General features: G+C 69.1%; 13 protein-coding genes. 9 read left to right on the top strand and 4 right to left on the bottom strand.

Going from position 1 to position 14,614, the window contains the following annotated elements; genetic code table 11:
- Positions 1 to 843: 843 nt before the first annotated feature.
- The gene (locus tag BUE42_RS30940; protein WP_073469299.1) at positions 844 to 1,020 is read left to right on the top strand and encodes a type II toxin-antitoxin system HicA family toxin; all 177 of its coding nucleotides are present in this window, start codon (positions 844 to 846) and stop codon (positions 1,018 to 1,020) included.
- Between the two features lie 11 nt (positions 1,021 to 1,031).
- Positions 1,032 to 1,448, top strand: coding sequence for a type II toxin-antitoxin system HicB family antitoxin (locus BUE42_RS30935; protein ID WP_073469297.1), 417 nt, complete (start codon positions 1,032 to 1,034; stop codon positions 1,446 to 1,448).
- Positions 1,449 to 1,454: 6 nt separating this feature from the next.
- Here BUE42_RS30935 and ligD read toward each other — a convergent pair whose 3' ends face one another.
- Both ligD and BUE42_RS30925 read right to left on the bottom strand, forming a co-directional pair.
- Positions 1,455 to 3,989 (bottom strand): DNA ligase D, encoded by a 2,535-nt coding sequence (ligD, locus tag BUE42_RS30930; RefSeq protein ID WP_073469295.1) that lies wholly within the window; start codon positions 3,987 to 3,989, stop codon positions 1,455 to 1,457.
- A 10-nt stretch (positions 3,990 to 3,999) separates the two neighbouring features.
- The gene (locus tag BUE42_RS30925; protein ID WP_073469293.1) at positions 4,000 to 4,851 is read right to left on the bottom strand and encodes a non-homologous end joining protein Ku; all 852 of its coding nucleotides are present in this window, start codon (positions 4,849 to 4,851) and stop codon (positions 4,000 to 4,002) included.
- A gap of 254 nt (positions 4,852 to 5,105) precedes the next feature.
- Here BUE42_RS30925 and BUE42_RS30920 point away from each other — a divergent pair, with 254 nt between their 5' ends.
- The 3 genes from BUE42_RS30920 (at position 5,106) to BUE42_RS30910 (ending at position 9,104) form a co-directional block, all read left to right on the top strand.
- A complete protein-coding gene (locus BUE42_RS30920) occupies positions 5,106 to 7,724 on the top strand; it encodes a di-heme oxidoredictase family protein (protein ID WP_073469291.1) in 2,619 nt (872 codons plus the stop codon).
- A gap of 80 nt (positions 7,725 to 7,804) precedes the next feature.
- Entirely contained in the window at positions 7,805 to 8,755 is a 951-nt protein-coding gene (locus BUE42_RS30915; protein ID WP_073469289.1) for a YihY/virulence factor BrkB family protein, read from the top strand.
- 64 nt (positions 8,756 to 8,819) lie between these two features.
- Positions 8,820 to 9,104 carry a hypothetical protein gene (locus BUE42_RS30910; RefSeq protein WP_073469287.1) on the top strand — a complete coding sequence of 95 codons (285 nt, stop codon included), beginning with the start codon at positions 8,820 to 8,822 and terminating at the stop codon, positions 9,102 to 9,104.
- Here BUE42_RS30910 and BUE42_RS30905 read toward each other — a convergent pair.
- Entirely contained in the window at positions 9,052 to 9,972 is a 921-nt protein-coding gene (locus BUE42_RS30905) for a LysR family transcriptional regulator (protein WP_073469286.1), read from the bottom strand. The genes BUE42_RS30910 and BUE42_RS30905 overlap by 53 nt on opposite strands.
- A gap of 128 nt (positions 9,973 to 10,100) precedes the next feature.
- Between BUE42_RS30905 and BUE42_RS30900 the strand changes: the two genes are divergently transcribed.
- The 3 genes from BUE42_RS30900 (at position 10,101) to BUE42_RS30890 (ending at position 12,482) form a co-directional block, all read left to right on the top strand.
- Entirely contained in the window at positions 10,101 to 10,838 is a 738-nt protein-coding gene (locus BUE42_RS30900; RefSeq protein ID WP_143171872.1) for a glucose 1-dehydrogenase, read from the top strand.
- A 20-nt stretch (positions 10,839 to 10,858) separates the two neighbouring features.
- Positions 10,859 to 11,764, top strand: a complete 906-nt coding sequence (locus BUE42_RS30895; protein WP_073469281.1) for an SDR family oxidoreductase — start codon at positions 10,859 to 10,861, stop codon at positions 11,762 to 11,764.
- A gap of 133 nt (positions 11,765 to 11,897) precedes the next feature.
- Positions 11,898 to 12,482, top strand: coding sequence for a hypothetical protein (locus tag BUE42_RS30890; RefSeq protein ID WP_143171871.1), 585 nt, complete (start codon positions 11,898 to 11,900; stop codon positions 12,480 to 12,482).
- 30 nt (positions 12,483 to 12,512) lie between these two features.
- Here the strand turns inward: BUE42_RS30890 and BUE42_RS30885 are convergent, their stop codons facing one another.
- Complete coding sequence (locus BUE42_RS30885; RefSeq protein WP_073469276.1) at positions 12,513 to 13,640, bottom strand: aminotransferase class V-fold PLP-dependent enzyme; 1,128 nt, start codon at positions 13,638 to 13,640, stop codon at positions 12,513 to 12,515.
- Between the two features lie 78 nt (positions 13,641 to 13,718).
- Between BUE42_RS30885 and BUE42_RS30880 the strand changes: the two genes are divergently transcribed.
- Positions 13,719 to 14,516: a ChaN family lipoprotein gene (locus tag BUE42_RS30880; RefSeq protein ID WP_235002728.1), complete on the top strand. Its 798-nt coding sequence runs from the start codon at positions 13,719 to 13,721 to the stop codon at positions 14,514 to 14,516.
- Positions 14,517 to 14,614 lie beyond the last annotated feature (98 nt).

Below are 14,614 nucleotides of genomic sequence, written 5' to 3'. Positions count from 1 at the left end.
GGCCGAGGCGATCACCAGCTGGGCGCTGCTGATGTCCACGCCGAAGGACTCGGCCGGATCAAGGACAGGAACTTGCATGCTTGAACCTCGGTGCATGCAGCGGCTAGACTGGATCGGTCGGGGTGGGCGTTTGCGCTGGCGTGGGCTTGCATCTATCGGTCGTCAGCATCCCCCCGGCCTCACGGCCGGGGCTGCTGCGGCTGCATTCCTAATCGACGTTCAGGCAAACGAAATGGGGAGCTCACTACGGTGGTCTGTCCGCTGCTGACGGCAGATAGCCCGGATCGTCCCTCCATCCCGACACCCTCATCCGCTGCGTCTGAGAGTGCAGGCGGAACATACAAGCCCGGATGCCAATCCGGGGTTCAACCCACATGCCTCCCTCGTGAGACGCACGAAATCGCAATCACGAGCTTGTTTCGCAACCATGGATTGTTTCGACCCGCGTGCACTTCTCACTCGAGACGCGCGACAGATTCTGTGGCAAGCGACTGCGTCCCCGCACCAGGGTTTGCGCGTCCACTCTCTATGGGATGCCACCGGCATCCAAAGTGGGGCCGAGTTTTCGGTGACCAGCAGCGTCGGTCAACACCGAACTCAGGACAATCGATTTCAGAGGATCGCTGGTTCGACATTCGGCCTGAGCTTGCCAAAGTTAAGCAAATTTGCTTACTATTCAGCCGGCAACGACGCGGGCTCACTCAGCCCGATTCAAGTTGCCTGGTGCGCCGCAGGATCCCGCCGGACTGACGACTCGCAGCCACGCTGACGCCGCCCCAGTGCACAAGGGCGGCAGCCACAGGAGTGCATTCATGTCGCCAACTCGCCGGAACTGGAACCCGCATGAAGGTCGCAGAGTTCAAACGCCAACTTGCGTCGCTGGGCGCGCGCTTCGTTGAGGGAAGCAGGCACACCAAGGTCTATCTGAACGACAGGCAGTCAACGCTTCCCCGACATCCCGGCCAGGAGATCGGCGAAGGTCTCCGCAAGGCCATCCTGAAGCAGTTGGGCCTGTCATGAAAAGGCAATCCATGTTGAGCTACCCCGCCCGCGTCGTCCGCGATGGCGACGGCTTCATGGTCTCGTTCCCGGACATCCCGGAAGCGCTGACCGGAGCCGCCACGAAAGAAGAGGCGCTGCAGAACGCTGCCGATGCCTTGACCACCGCGATGGACTTCTATTTCGAAGACCGGCGGCCCGTCCCCGAACCGTCCCCGCCCAAGCGTGGCCAGGTGCTGGTCGACCTGCCGCCCAGCATCGCCGTCAAGGTGCTGCTGCTCAACGAGATGATTCGCCAAGGCACCCGGCCCGTCGATCTCGCGCGCCGCATGCACATCCGGCCGCAGGAGGTGAACCGTCTCACGACGCTCACCCACCCGACCAAGATCGATACGGTGGCCGAGGCACTCAAGGCGCTCGGCCGGCGTCTCACGATCTCGCTCAGCTGACCGAGGTCAACCCTTGTCCTTCTCTTTCACCGGCTTGAACCCCAGCCGCTGCATCGCCCGTCCCAGCACCTGCTTCGTCGTCCAGTAGTCCTTCCACGGATCCTCGCGCTCGAACGACAGGTGCTCGCGGGCGGTCCTGACCGTCCACTGGTCGCCGCCCTTCAGCTCGTCGAGCATCTCCCACTGCACCGGCATCGACACGCCCATCCCCGGCCGCGCGCGGGCCGAGAACGCCGCGGCAGTGGTCGCGTTGTGGCCGTTGCGCAGGTAGTCGACGAAGATCTTGCCGACGCGGTTCTTCGGCCCGCTCTTCGCGACGAAGCGATCCGGCACCACGCTCGCCATGTGCTGCACGATCGCCTGCGAGAAGCCCTTCACCGCATCCCATCCGTGCTGCGGCTTCAGCGGCACCACCACGTGCAGCCCCTTGCCGCCGCTGGTCTTCAGCCAGCCTTCCAGGCCCAGCGCCTGCAGCAGCGAGCGCACCAACGCCGCCGCCTCGCGCACCTTCGCCCACTCGACGCCCTCGCCCGGGTCCAGGTCGAACACCATGCGGTCAGGCTTGTCGATGTTCTTCGCGAGCGCATTCCAGGTGTGGAACTCGATCACGTTCATCTGCGCCGCGCCGGCCAGCGCGGCCGCGCTCGGCACCTCGAGCAGCGGGTCGTGTTCCGGCCACAGCGCCGGGTCGAGTTCGCGCATCCCGGGGAAGCGCATCTTGCCGGCGTGCTTCTGGAAGAACATCTCGCCGCCAACGCCCTCCGGCGCACGCATCAATGCGCACGGCCGGCCCTTCAGGTGCGGCAGCATCCGCTCGGCGACGCTCTCGTAGTAGCGAACGAGGTCGAGCTTCGTGAAGCCGGTGCTCTTGTCGATCACGCGCTCGGGGTGCGTCACCTTGGTTGCCGATGCAGCCTTCATCGCGGGCTTCTCCTTCACGTCGACCGCACGCTCGCGCGTGATCCGCTTCGCCGGCTTGTCGGCGCGCAGGCCCTCGAACGACGCATGCCGGATCTGCCCGTCGGGCGTCCATTCGCCGAAGCTCACCTCGGCCATCAGCGTCGGCTTGACCCAGCGGCGCTCGCCTTCGGCACCGCGCGGTCCGCGCCCTGGCTTCGGGGCCGTGTCAAAGGGCGATGCATCGACCTGCAGCTTCACGAGCTTCTTCTTCAACTCGGCCGCGGTCGCGGCATCCCATCCGGTGCCGACGCTGCCGACCGATTTCAGCTGGCCCGCGTCATCGTGCACGCCCAGCAGCAGGCTGCCGATGTGCGCGCCCTCGCGCTCGCCACGCCGGTCGGTGTAGCCGCCGATCACGAACTCCTGGCGCTGCTGGCATTTCAGCTTCAGCCAGGTCTCGGTGCGGCGCGACACGTAGGGCGCATCCTGCCGCTTCGCGATCACGCCTTCGAGCTTCAACCGGCAGGCCGACTGCAGCACGCTGGCCGCGTCGGCCGGAAAGTCCTCGCTGAAGCGCAGCGGCCCGCTGCCCTTCGCGTCGAGCAGCTGCTTCAGCAGCAACCGCCGCTCGCGCAGCGGCAGCTCGCGCAGGTCGTGCCCTTCGAGGTACGGCACATCGAACAGGAAGTACGCGACGTGCGAGGTGTCGCCACCGTCGAATGCGTTCTGCAGGCGATTGAAGGCCGGCAGGCCGTCGTCGCCGAGCACGACGATCTCGCCATCGAGCCACGCCGAGGCCACACCGAGCTTGCGCAGCGCCGCCACCAGCGACGGCATCTTCGCGCTCCAGTCGTGCCCGCCACGCGTGATCAGCACCGGTTTGCCGCGCTGGATGCGCGTCATGATCCGGTAGCCATCGAACTTGATCTCGAAGCCCCAGTCGCCGTCGGCCGGCACGCCGCTCGCGAGCGTCGCAAGCTGCGGCGTCATCGTCGCCGGCAGCGGCGCCTTCACGGCTCTCGCGTGCGTGTCGTCTGTTTCGACTGCCTCGGCCGCGTCCGTTGCATTGACGCTGTCCGGCAGCGCGCTGACGACGTCGTACTCGGCATGCGGCTGCGCGAAACCATCCCTCTTCTTCAGCAACAGCCACGGCTGCTGTTTCTCGCTGCCTGACTTGCGCATGCGCACCAGCTCCCACGCGCCATGCAGCTTCTCGCCGTCGAGCGTGAACGCGATCTTGCCGGCCGCCAACCCCTTCTTCGCCTCTCGCACACCCCCGACCGGCTGCCAGGTGCCGCGGTCCCAGACGATCACGTCGCCGGCACCGTAATGGCCTTCGGGGATGCGCCCCTCGAAGCTGTTGTACGAGACCGGGTGGTCTTCGGTGCGCACCGCAAGCCGCTTCTCGGCCGGGTCGAAGCTCGGCCCCTTCGGCACCGCCCACGACAGCATCACGCCGCCCAGTTCGAGCCGGAAGTCGTAGTGCAACCGCGTCGCATCGTGCTTCTGCACGACGAACACCAGTTCGTCGCCCGCCTTCGCGTGCTCGCCGCGCGGCTCGGGCGTCTTGCTGAAATCGCGCTTGCTCCAGTAGGTGTGCAGCGGATCGGCGGGAGTCGACGCACGCGTACTGCGTTCCATGGCCCCGTCCTCAGGCCCGCTTGCGCGCCGCAGTCTTGCGGCCCGCCGGTTTGGAAGCCGCTGCCGGCCTGCCCTTCAGGCTCTTCGCGAGCAGCTCGGTCAGGTCGACCACGTTGCTGGCCCCTGTCTTCTCGCCGCTCTCCTCCATCGGCTCCACCTGCTCGGTCTCGCCCCGCTCGATGCGCTTGGCCACCAGCGCATGGATCGCCTCGCTGAAGCGGTCCGAGTACGCCTCGGGCTTCCAGGTCTCGGTCATGTCGCCGATCAGCTGCTTCGCCATCTTCAGCTCGGCCTCCTTCAGGTTCGTGCCCTTCTTCCCTTCAGGCGGCAAGTTGATGTCGGCCCACGGGCGAATGTCGGCGGCCCAGCGCAGCGTGTTCAACATCAGCGCCGGGCCGCTCGGGATCAGCGCGGCCAGGTGCTCCTTGGTGTGCATCACGACGCGCGCGATGCCGATCACGCCCGATGCCAGCATCGCCTCGCGCAGCAGCGCATACACCTTCTCGCCCTTGGCCAGCGGCTCCAGGTAGTACGGCCGGTCGAGCATCGTGAACGGGATCTCGTCGGCATGCGCGAACGATTCGATCTCGATCGTCTGCGTGGTCTTCGGGTACGCCGCCTTGATCTCGTCGTCGCTCAGCACGACGTAGTCGCCGCCCTCGACCTTCACGCCCTTCACGATGTGCGTCTTGTCGATCTCGCGCCCGGTGCGCTTGTTGACGCGCTTGTAGCCGACCGGGTCCATCGAGCGCTTGTCGAGCCAGTCGAAGTCGACGCCCGATTCCGACGACGCGGGATACAGCGCGACCGGCACATGCACCAGACCGAAGCTGATGGCGCCTTTCCAGATGGCGTGGGGCATGGCGGGACTCCTTGGACGACATTCGACGACGGGTCTCAAGCCTAGGGTCGGCCGCCAACGCTTCGACACCGGCAGACCGCGCACGTTGATGTAGGAAGACGCCGCAAACAGGCCGTGACCGCGCCGCGAACGAAAGTTTTCTATCCGACTGGACGTTCCGAGCCGGCAGGAGTTCAATGGCGGCGCAGTACTTGGAACCGGTTCCAATGACCGCAGTACGGGGACCGTTTCTGCCATCCAAACAAGGAGACGACATGAAACTGGTCCCAGCACATGGGTCGGGCCGCGCTTTGGCTTCGAGCATCGGGCTGTCAGCCCTGCTGCTCGCAGGCTGCGGCGGCAACGACGCCACCGCCCCTTCTTCCGACACCCCGAACGGCTCCGCCAAGGAGCAGGCGATGGCCGTCACCGCCGGCCGCTACGCGCTGCAAAGCGTCGCGACCGGCCAGTGCATCGGCGTCAACGGCGGCGGCAACGCCAGCGGCACGGCGCTGCAACTGCAGGCCTGCAGCAGCGCCACGACGCAGCAGTTCAACCTGGCGCTGGTGTCGACCGGCGTCTACAAGCTGACCGTCGCGGCCAGCGGCCTCGCGGTCGACGTGCAGAACGCGTCCGCCAGCGACGGCGCGCCGCTGCAGCAGTGGACCGACAACGGCACCAACGCGCAGCGCTTCACGCTCGGCGAACCCGCGGCGGGCGTGATCACGCTGGTCAATGTGAACAGCGGCAAGTGCGTGCAGGCGGCCGATGCGGCGAGCCTGCGCCAGTACGGCTGCACCAACGGCAGCACACAGCAGTTCAAGCTGGTCGGCGGCAGCACCAATCCGCCTGACCCGGTCGGCGTGGTGCCGCTGTTCCCGCAGGGCACGCCGATCACCGAGACCATCCAGACGGTCGAGGCCGACGGCACGCTGGTCACCTACATGGGCATGCGGCCGACCGAGCGCCATGCGCGCGAGCGCGGCGAGGCCTGGGACGCCCCCGATCAGGGCCCCGGCCGCTACCTGACCTTCCCGTCGTTCTACTTCCAGAACCGCACCTTCGGGCTGGTGATCCGCGACGAGGTGCCGGCCGGCCGCTCGAAGATCACCTTCACGATGCGCGTCAACGACGGCACCTTCGACGGCACCACCTTCAGCCTGTTCCGCAACGCCGGCGACCCGAACGTGCGCGACTACGGCTGGGCGCTGAACTACGGCTTCGGCAACCCGAAGTTCCTGAATGCCGACAACTACCCCTTGCCGATCTGCATCGCCGGGCAGCCGGATGCGGACTGCCAGTTCTCGGTCGACACCAACTGGCGCACCGACCCGCACAGCACGCTGAAGGTCGGCGACCCGGTCGAGCTGGCCCCGGCCCCGCGGCTCAAGTACAACGCCGACGGCAGCGCGGTGATCGACGGCGGCGGCGCGCGCTACTACTCGTTCGAGCAGCTGTACGTGGCCGGCGTCGGGCTGCGGCCCTGGTACGGCATCGCGCCGAACCTCGACTCCGCGCCCTTGCCGGCCGAGACGCTGTCCGGCGGGCAGACCAGCCTGTCGTACAACTACTCCGAAGAGCCGATGCGCGTATTCCAGCAGATGGCCAACAACATCGGCATCCAGAACACCAGGCGCTTCGTCGAGGGGCGGCGGCTGTTCCACACCTCGTTCATCGACGGCCGGCATTCGGAGCACCCCGAAAGCAACCCGGTGTTCAGCGCCCATGCCGGGCAACTGGGGCCGCGCTACAACCAGGTGAGCTGCATCGGCTGCCACGGGCTGAACGGGCGCACCACCGCGCCGGCGGCCGGCACGGTGTTCGCCGGCACGGTGCTGACCGGCACGGCCGGTGCCGACGGCAGGCGCGTGCCCGACGCGACCTACGGCCTGAACGTGCTGCAGAAGGCGAGCGCCGCCGGCGCGGCCGACTACGGCGTCAACGTGCAGGCCTACACGACGACGGTGCGCACGCTGGCCGATGGCGAGAAGGTCGAGCTGCAGAAGCCGGTCTACGCCTTCAAGGGCCCGGTGCCGGCGCAGTATTCGGCACGCCAGGCGCCGCAGGTGATCGGCGTCGGGCTGCTGGAGGCGCTGAACGAGAGCACCGTGCTCGCGCTGGCCGATCCGGGCGATGCGAATGGCGACGGCATCCGCGGCGTCGCCAACCTGGTGACCGATCCGGAGACGGGGCAGACGCGGCTGGGCCGATTCGGCTGGAAGGCCGCGAAGGCGAGCGTGCGCCACCAGGCCGCCGAGGCGCTGGTCAACGACATGGGCGTGGTGTCGCCGGTGTACCCGTCGCGCAGTTGCCAGCGGGCGGCGGCCGATTGCCGCAGCAACCCGCAAGGCACCGGCGTCAACGAACAGGAGCTGCAGCGCGTCGTGCAGTACCTGGAGCTGCTCGCGGTGCCGGCCCAGCGCAGCCTGCGCAGCGCCTTCCCGGCCGGCGTGCGGGTGTCGCCGGAGCACGAGGTGAACCCGACACAGGTGGCGCGCGGTGCGCAACTCTTCGCGCAGGTCAACTGCGTCGGCTGCCACACCGCGACGCTGAAGACCGGCACGACGCACCCGTTCGCCGAGCTGCGCGACCAGACCATCCACCCCTACACCAACCTGCTGCTGCACGACATGGGCGCGGGGCTCGCGGACACGGTGGCCGAAGGCAAGGCGCAGCCGTCGATGTGGCGCACCGCTCCGTTGTGGGGCATCGGCTCGCTGCCGTTCGTGCAAGGCAACGCGCAGAACGTGCGCTATCTGCACGACGGCCGGGCCCGCACGCTGATGGAGGCGATCGGCTGGCACGGCGGCGAGGCCGACAACAGCCGCCAGCGCTTCGAAGCCTTGTCGCGGGACGACCGGGCTGCCGTGCTGGCCTTCCTGGGCACGCTGTAGGGATGGATGCGTGAGTTCCTACAGCCGGTCGCGCCGGTGGACGATGGCGCCGGCGCGCCGGCTGGGTACCGTGGGAGGCGATGGAAACCGTCGCTTCCCCATCTCCCTCCCGCTGGCCGGGCCTGCGCGCCTGGTGGTCGCTCGTCCAGCAGGCCGGCAACGCGTGGATCGACGACTACGCACCCAGCATGGGCGCGGCGCTGTCGTACTACAGCATGTTCTCGCTGGCGCCCCTGCTGCTGATCGTGATCGCGATCGCCGGGCTGGTGTTCGGCGAAGAGGCCGCGCGCGGCGAGGTGTTCGGCCAGATCCGCGGCCTGCTCGGCACCGAATCGGCGCAGGCAGTGGAAGCCGTGCTGGCCAGCCTGCACAAGCCGGCCGAGGGCACGGCCTCGGCGGTGCTGGGCATCGTCGTGCTGCTGGTCGGCGCCACCTCGGTGTTCGGCGAACTGCAAGACGCGCTCGACCGCATCTGGCGCGCGCCGGCCCGGGTGCGGGCCAGCGGCTGGTGGAACCTGCTGCGCGCGCGCCTGCTGTCGTTCGGCATGATCCTCGGCATCGCCTTCCTGCTGATGGTGTCGCTGGTGCTCAGCGCCGCGATCTCGGCGCTCGGCAAATGGTGGGGCGGCGCGTTCGGCAACTGGGCCACGCTGGCGCAGCTGGTGAACCTGGCCGTCGGGCTGCTGATGACCACCGGCGTGTTCGCGATGATCTACAAGCTGATGCCGCGCGTCGACGTGCGCTGGCACGACGTGTGGCTGGGCGCGCTGCTGACCGCGCTGCTGTTCACCGTGGGCCGCTACCTGATCGGCGCCTACATCGGCAGGAGCGGCGTGGCCTCGGGCTTCGGCGCCGCCGGCTCGCTGATCGTGATCTTCGTGTGGGTCTACTACTCGGCGCAGATCTTCCTGATGGGCGCCGAGCTGACCTGGGTCTACGCGCGCAGCTTCGGCTCGATGCGCCACCTGCCGCAAGCGCCGGCGCCGACGACCTCGGGCACCGCGAGTGGAATTCCTACAGTGCGTTCTTGAGCGCACCTACACCAGGGACATCGGGTCGTCCTTACAGTCTCTCCATCGCCAGGGAGAAAACACCATGCGCTCGCTGCACTTCTCGGATCTGTCCCATCGCTCGTTGCCCGCCGCGCGCAAGCTGCTGCCCGGCGTCGGCGTGGTCGTGCCGGTGGCGGTGGCCTTCGCGGCGCTGGCGATCGGCCTGCCGGTGACCGAGCGGGCCGACCGCAACGCCTTCGCCGCCGACATCCTGCTGATGGCCGCCGCCGTTCCCGCGGCCGCCGCGAGCGCCGTGCCTGTGATCAAGCGCGAGGTCAGCCGGGTGCGCGAATCGGCACGGGGCCTGGGGCCGTCATCCGCTCGATGACCCAGTCGACGAACACCCGCACCCGCGGCGAAAGCTGCCGGCTGTGCGGGTACAGCAGCGACACCGGCATCGGCGCCGGACACCACGCCGCCAGCACCTCCTGCAAGCGCCCGTCGGCCAGCTCGGCCTGCACGTTGTAGCGCGGCACCTGGATCAGGCCCTGGCCGGCCAGGCAGCAGGCCAAGTACGCATCGGCCTGGCGCACCGAGACGCCGCCCCTCATCAACACCGTCTGCGGCTGACCCTCGACGATGAAGTCGAACGGGATGCGCCGGCCCGTCGCACTCGACAGGAAGTTCACCGCCCGGTGCTGCGACAGCTCGGCCAGCGACACCGGCACGCCGTACTTCGCCAGGTAGGCCGGGCTCGCGCAGGTGAGCTGTGGGTTGTCGGCCACGTGCCGCTGCACCATCGATGAATCGCGCGGGCTGCCGGCGCGCAGCACGCAATCCACCCCCTCGCGCACCAGGTCGACCAGCCGGTCGCCCATGCCGATGTCGAGTTCGATGTCGGGGTAGCGCGCGCAGAACTCGCCCAGGTGCGGCAGCAGGAAGCGGCGCGCCAGGGTCTCCTGCAGGTCGACGCGCAGCTTGCCCTTCGGGTTCGCCAGCGAATGGCCGAACGCCGACTCGGTCTCGTCGAGGTCGGCCAGCAGCCGCACGCAGCGCTGGTAGTAGGCCTCGCCGTCAGGCGTCGGCTTCACCTGGCGGGTCGTGCGCTGCAGCAGCCGCGTGCCCAGGCGTTTCTCGAGCTGCTGGATGGCGTGGGTCGCGGTGGCGCGCGGCAGCTCCAGGTCTTCGGCGCCCTTCGTGAAGCTGCCCAGCTCGACGATGCGGACGAACAGCTGCATGGTCTGGAAACGGTCCATTCGGGGCGCTCGCTGGTTGATCGTTTGTTGATATTGGTTGAACAGTGATGGCCATTCTTGCGCATTTATTGATTCCCATCGAGCAACCAGAATTCATTCCATCGTCACTTCCATCCCAGGAGCTCACCATGACCCAGCAAGTTGCCATCGTCACCGGCGCATCCCGCGGCATCGGCGCCACCGTCGCGCGCCGCCTCGCCGCCGACGGGTTCGCCGTCATCGTCAACTACGCCGGCAACGCCGCTGCGGCCGCCGAGGTCGTCGCCGACATCACCGCCGCCGGTGGGCAGGCCACCGCGGTGCAGGCCGACGTGTCGGACCCGGCGGCCGCCCGCAGGCTGTTCGACGAAGCGATCCGCGCCTACGGCCGCGTCGACGTGCTGGTGAACAACGCCGGCGTGATGCCGACCAACATGCCGGCGCTCGTCGACACCGACGACGCCACCTTCGACCGCATGTTCCACATCAACGTCAAGGGCAGCTTCAACACGATGCGCGAAGCGGTGAAGCGGCTGCAGGCGGGCGGGCGCATCGTCAATTCCTCGAGCAGCGTGGTCGGGCTGGCGACGCCGGGGTACTCGGCCTATGCGGCCGCCAAGGCCGCGATCGAGACGATGACGAACATCCTCGCGAAGGAGTTGCGCGGCCGCCAGATCACCGTCAACGCCGTCGCGCCGGGACCGACCGCGACCGACCTGTTCCTCGACGGCAAGGCGCCCGAGGTGATTGAGCGCCTGGCCAAGGCCGCGCCGCTGGAGCGCCTGGGCACGCCGCAAGACATCGCGGGTGTCGTGTCCTTCCTCGTCGGCCCGGACAGTGCCTGGGTCAACGGCCAAACCCTCCGCGCCAACGGCGGAATCATCTGAACCCCCCCAGGAGAACAGCCATGAGCAGCAACAAGATCATCGTCATCACCGGTGCGTCGAGCGGTTTCGGCGCCCTCACCGCCCGGGCCCTGGCCGATGCCGGGCACACCGTGTACGCCGGCATGCGCGCCATCGCGACGCGCAATGCGAAGGCGGCGCAGGACGCCGCGGCCTATGCGGCCGAACGCCAGGTCGCGCTGCGTTCCATCGAGCTCGACGTCGGCTCGCAGGACTCGGTGGACGCTGCCGTCGCGCAGATCATCGAGACGCACCAGCGGCTCGACGTCATCGTGCACAACGCCGGCCACCTGGTGACCGGCCCGACCGAGGCCTTCACGCCCGAGCAGATCGCGCAGGTCTTCGACGTCAACACGCTGGGCACGCAGCGCCTGAACCGCGCCGCGCTGCCGCAGCTGCGCCGCCAGCGCCACGGGCTGGTGGTCTGGGTGTCGAGCTCCAGCGTCAAGGGCGGCACGCCGCCCTTCCTCGGGCCCTACTTCGCGGCCAAGGCGGCGATGGATTCGCTGGCGGTCAGCTACGCCGGCGAGCTGGCGCGCTTCGGTGTCGAAACGACGATCGTCGTGCCGGGTGCCTTCACCTCCGGCACCAACCACTTCGCGCACGCCAGCCCTGCGGCCGATGCCGAGGTGGCCCAGGCCTACGACGCGCTGTACACCGGGCTGCCGGAGCAGGTGGGCGCGGCGCTCGCGAAGCTGGAGCCCGCCGGCGCCGACGTGGCCGATGTGGCGCGCGCGATCGTCGCCGCGGTGGACGCGCCCTACGGCCAGCGGCCGTACCGCGTGCACGTCGACCCGAGCGACGACGGCTCGGGCCTCGTCAGCGCGGTGGCCGACCGCATGCGTGCCCAGCTGCTCGAACGCGCCGGGCTGTCGGACCTGCTGAAGGTCGTGCCGGTGGTCGCCTGAAGCCATCTGACGTGCCGCCGTCACCATCTTCATTTGCGATGGCGGACTCCGCATTTGCTGCACATTCGCGGCGGCCAATGGCCGGGGTTTCACCGGATCCCCCGGTGGACGGCACATGGACACGGACACGGGAATGACGAAGGGATCGAACGAAGAAGGCGGCTCACCGCAGGCACCGCTGACGCAGCAGCTTCTCGCGCTGCGCGACGCCTGCGCGGTGTGCGGCGACGAAGCGCAGTTCGCCGCGATGGCGCGACAGCAGGTGCAGCCGGTGCTGCCGCACGGCTCGCTGGTGGCGGCCATCGTGCGCATCGGGCCGGAGCAGCTCCGGCTGGTGCATGCGATCGGCGTGGACCACCCGGCCGCCGCGATGGCGAAGCTGCCGCGGCAGCTCGACCTGGCCGACCGGCCGGCGCTGAAGCGCTGGCTCGACACCGGCGAGCCGCAGGTGTTGCAGATGCCGGGCGACGCCGAGCGGGTGTCGGCGCTGGAGCGCCGCGAAATCGATGCGCTGGGCATCCGCCGGCTGGCGCTGCACGGCCGCATCGACCTCGGCGGCATCGTCGGCAGCATCTTCAGCTTCTGCCACCTGAACGGCGACCTGACGCCGCAGCAAACGCTGGAGATCCTGCGCCTGGTGATCCCGCCGCTGCACGAGGCGCTGATGCGCGTGTGGCGGCATGACCGCCACGTGCTGCATCGCCCGCTGCCGCGCTGAGCGGCCGCGGCAGCGACCGCGCTCTTCAGCTCAGCGCAGCCGCTCCAGCGCGTTCGCCAGCTGCTGCACCGTGCGGTCGACGCGGCCCAGCTTGTCGAGCCCGAACAGCCCGATGCGCCAGCTGCGGAAATCCGCCGGCTCGTCGCACTGCAGCGGCACGCCGGCGGCGGTCTGCAGGCCGAGCCCGCCGAACTTGCGGGCCGACTGGATCTCGGGGTCGTCGGTGTAGCTGACCACCACGCCCGGCGCCTCGAAGCCGGTCGCCGCGACGCTCTTGAAGCCCTTCTGCGCCAGCAGCGTGCGCACCTTGGTGCCCAGCAACTGCTGCGCGTTGCGCGCGGCCTCGAAGCCGAAGCGCTCGGTCTCCTGCATGACCTCCCAGGTCTTCGTCAATGCATCGGTCGGCATCGTCGTGTGGTAGCCGAACGCGCCGGCCTCGTAGGTCTCGGCGATCTGCAGCCACTTGCGCAGGTCGCACGCGAAACTGGTGCTCTGCGTCTGCGCCATGCGGTCGCGCGCGGCCGCGCTGAGCATCACGAAGGCGCTGCCCGGCGAGCCGCTCCAGCCCTTCTGCGGCGCGCTGATCAGGATGTCGACGCCGGTGGCCTGCATGTCGACCCACATCGCGCCCGACGCGATGCAGTCGAGCACGAAGAGCCCGCCGGCCGCATGCACCGCATCGGCCACCGCCTTCAGGTAGTTGTCGGGCAGGATGATCCCGGACGCGGTCTCGACGTGGGCCGCGAACACCAGCGCCGGCGATTCGCGGCGGATCGTCTGCAGCACCTCGTCGATCGGCGCCGGCGCGTACGGCGCCTGGTAGCCCGAGCCGGTGGGACGCGCCTTCAGCACGGTGGCGGCCGACGGGATCGAGCCCATCTCGAAGATCTGCGTCCAGCGGTAGCTGAACCAGCCGTTGCGGATCACCAGCACGCGCTGGCCGGTCGCGAACTGGCGGGCCACCGCCTCCATGCCGAAGCTGCCGCTGCCGGGCATCACGATCGCGGTGGGTGCGTGGTAGGTGCGCTTCAGCGTGTCGGTGATGCCGCGCAGCACGCCCTGGAACTTCTTCGACATGTGGTTCAGCGCGCGGTCGGTGTAGACCACCGAGAACTCGAGCAGGCCATCGGGATCGACCTGGGGCAGCAGTCCGGGCATGGGTGTCTCCATCAGTGGGTGTTGTCGTGGCGCAGCGTAGCACCGGACGCCCGGTGAATCCCTGCGATCATGCGGCGCATGCGATTCGACCTCGGCCTGTGCTGTGCCGCCGGCCTGCTGCTGGTGGGCTGCGCGCTTGCACCCCCATCCCCCGCCCCTCCCGCCATCGTGCTGCTCGGCGAGGTGCACGACAACGCCGCGCAGCACGCGCTGCGGCTCGCCGAGTTCAGGCAGCTGCTCGACGCCGGCGCGCGGCCGGCGCTGCTGATGGAGCAGTTCGACCGCGAGCGCCAGCCCGACATCGAGCGCTTGCGCGCTGCCGCGCCGGCCCCGACGGCGGCCGCGCTGATCGCCGCGGCCGGCGGCGGGCCGGGCTGGAACTGGGCCTTCTACACCCCCTTCGTGCAACTCGCGCTCGACCACGGCCTGCCGATCGTCGCGGTCAACGTGTCGCGCGCCGACAGCCGGCAGGTGATCAGCAAGGGGCTGGCGGACACCGGCTTCTCGGCCGACGTGCCGGAAGCGATCTGGGTGGCCCACACCGGCGACATCGAAGACAGCCACTGCGGAATGATCGACGCGGCCACCGCGCGCCGCATGGCCGGTGCGCAGGTCGCGCGCGACCAGTTCATGGCGCGCAGCGTCGAGGCGTACGCCGACCGCGGCGTGGTGCTGCTGGCCGGCAACGGCCATGTGCGGCGCGATGTGGGCGTGCCGCGCTGGCTGGCCGATCGCACCCGTGCGCGCAGCCGCAGCGTCGGCTACCTGGAGGACACCGACGCGCCGCCGGCAGGTGCCTACGACCGCGTCGTCGTCACGCCGGCGCAGCCGCGCGAGGACCCGTGCGCCGCGATGCGCGCTCCCCGTTCGCCCTGAGCCTGTCGAAGGGCTTGCCCGCACAGCACCAAGGCTTCGACAAGCTCAGCCCGAACGGAGGTAATTTCCGTTCGCCCTGAGCCTGTCGAAGGGCCTGC

Origin of the sequence: Rhizobacter sp. OV335, assembly GCF_900142965.1 — a bacterium.
In the GTDB taxonomy this organism is placed as follows: domain Bacteria; phylum Pseudomonadota; class Gammaproteobacteria; order Burkholderiales; family Burkholderiaceae_C; genus Rhizobacter.
This window is presented reverse-complemented; position numbering and strand designations above follow the sequence as displayed.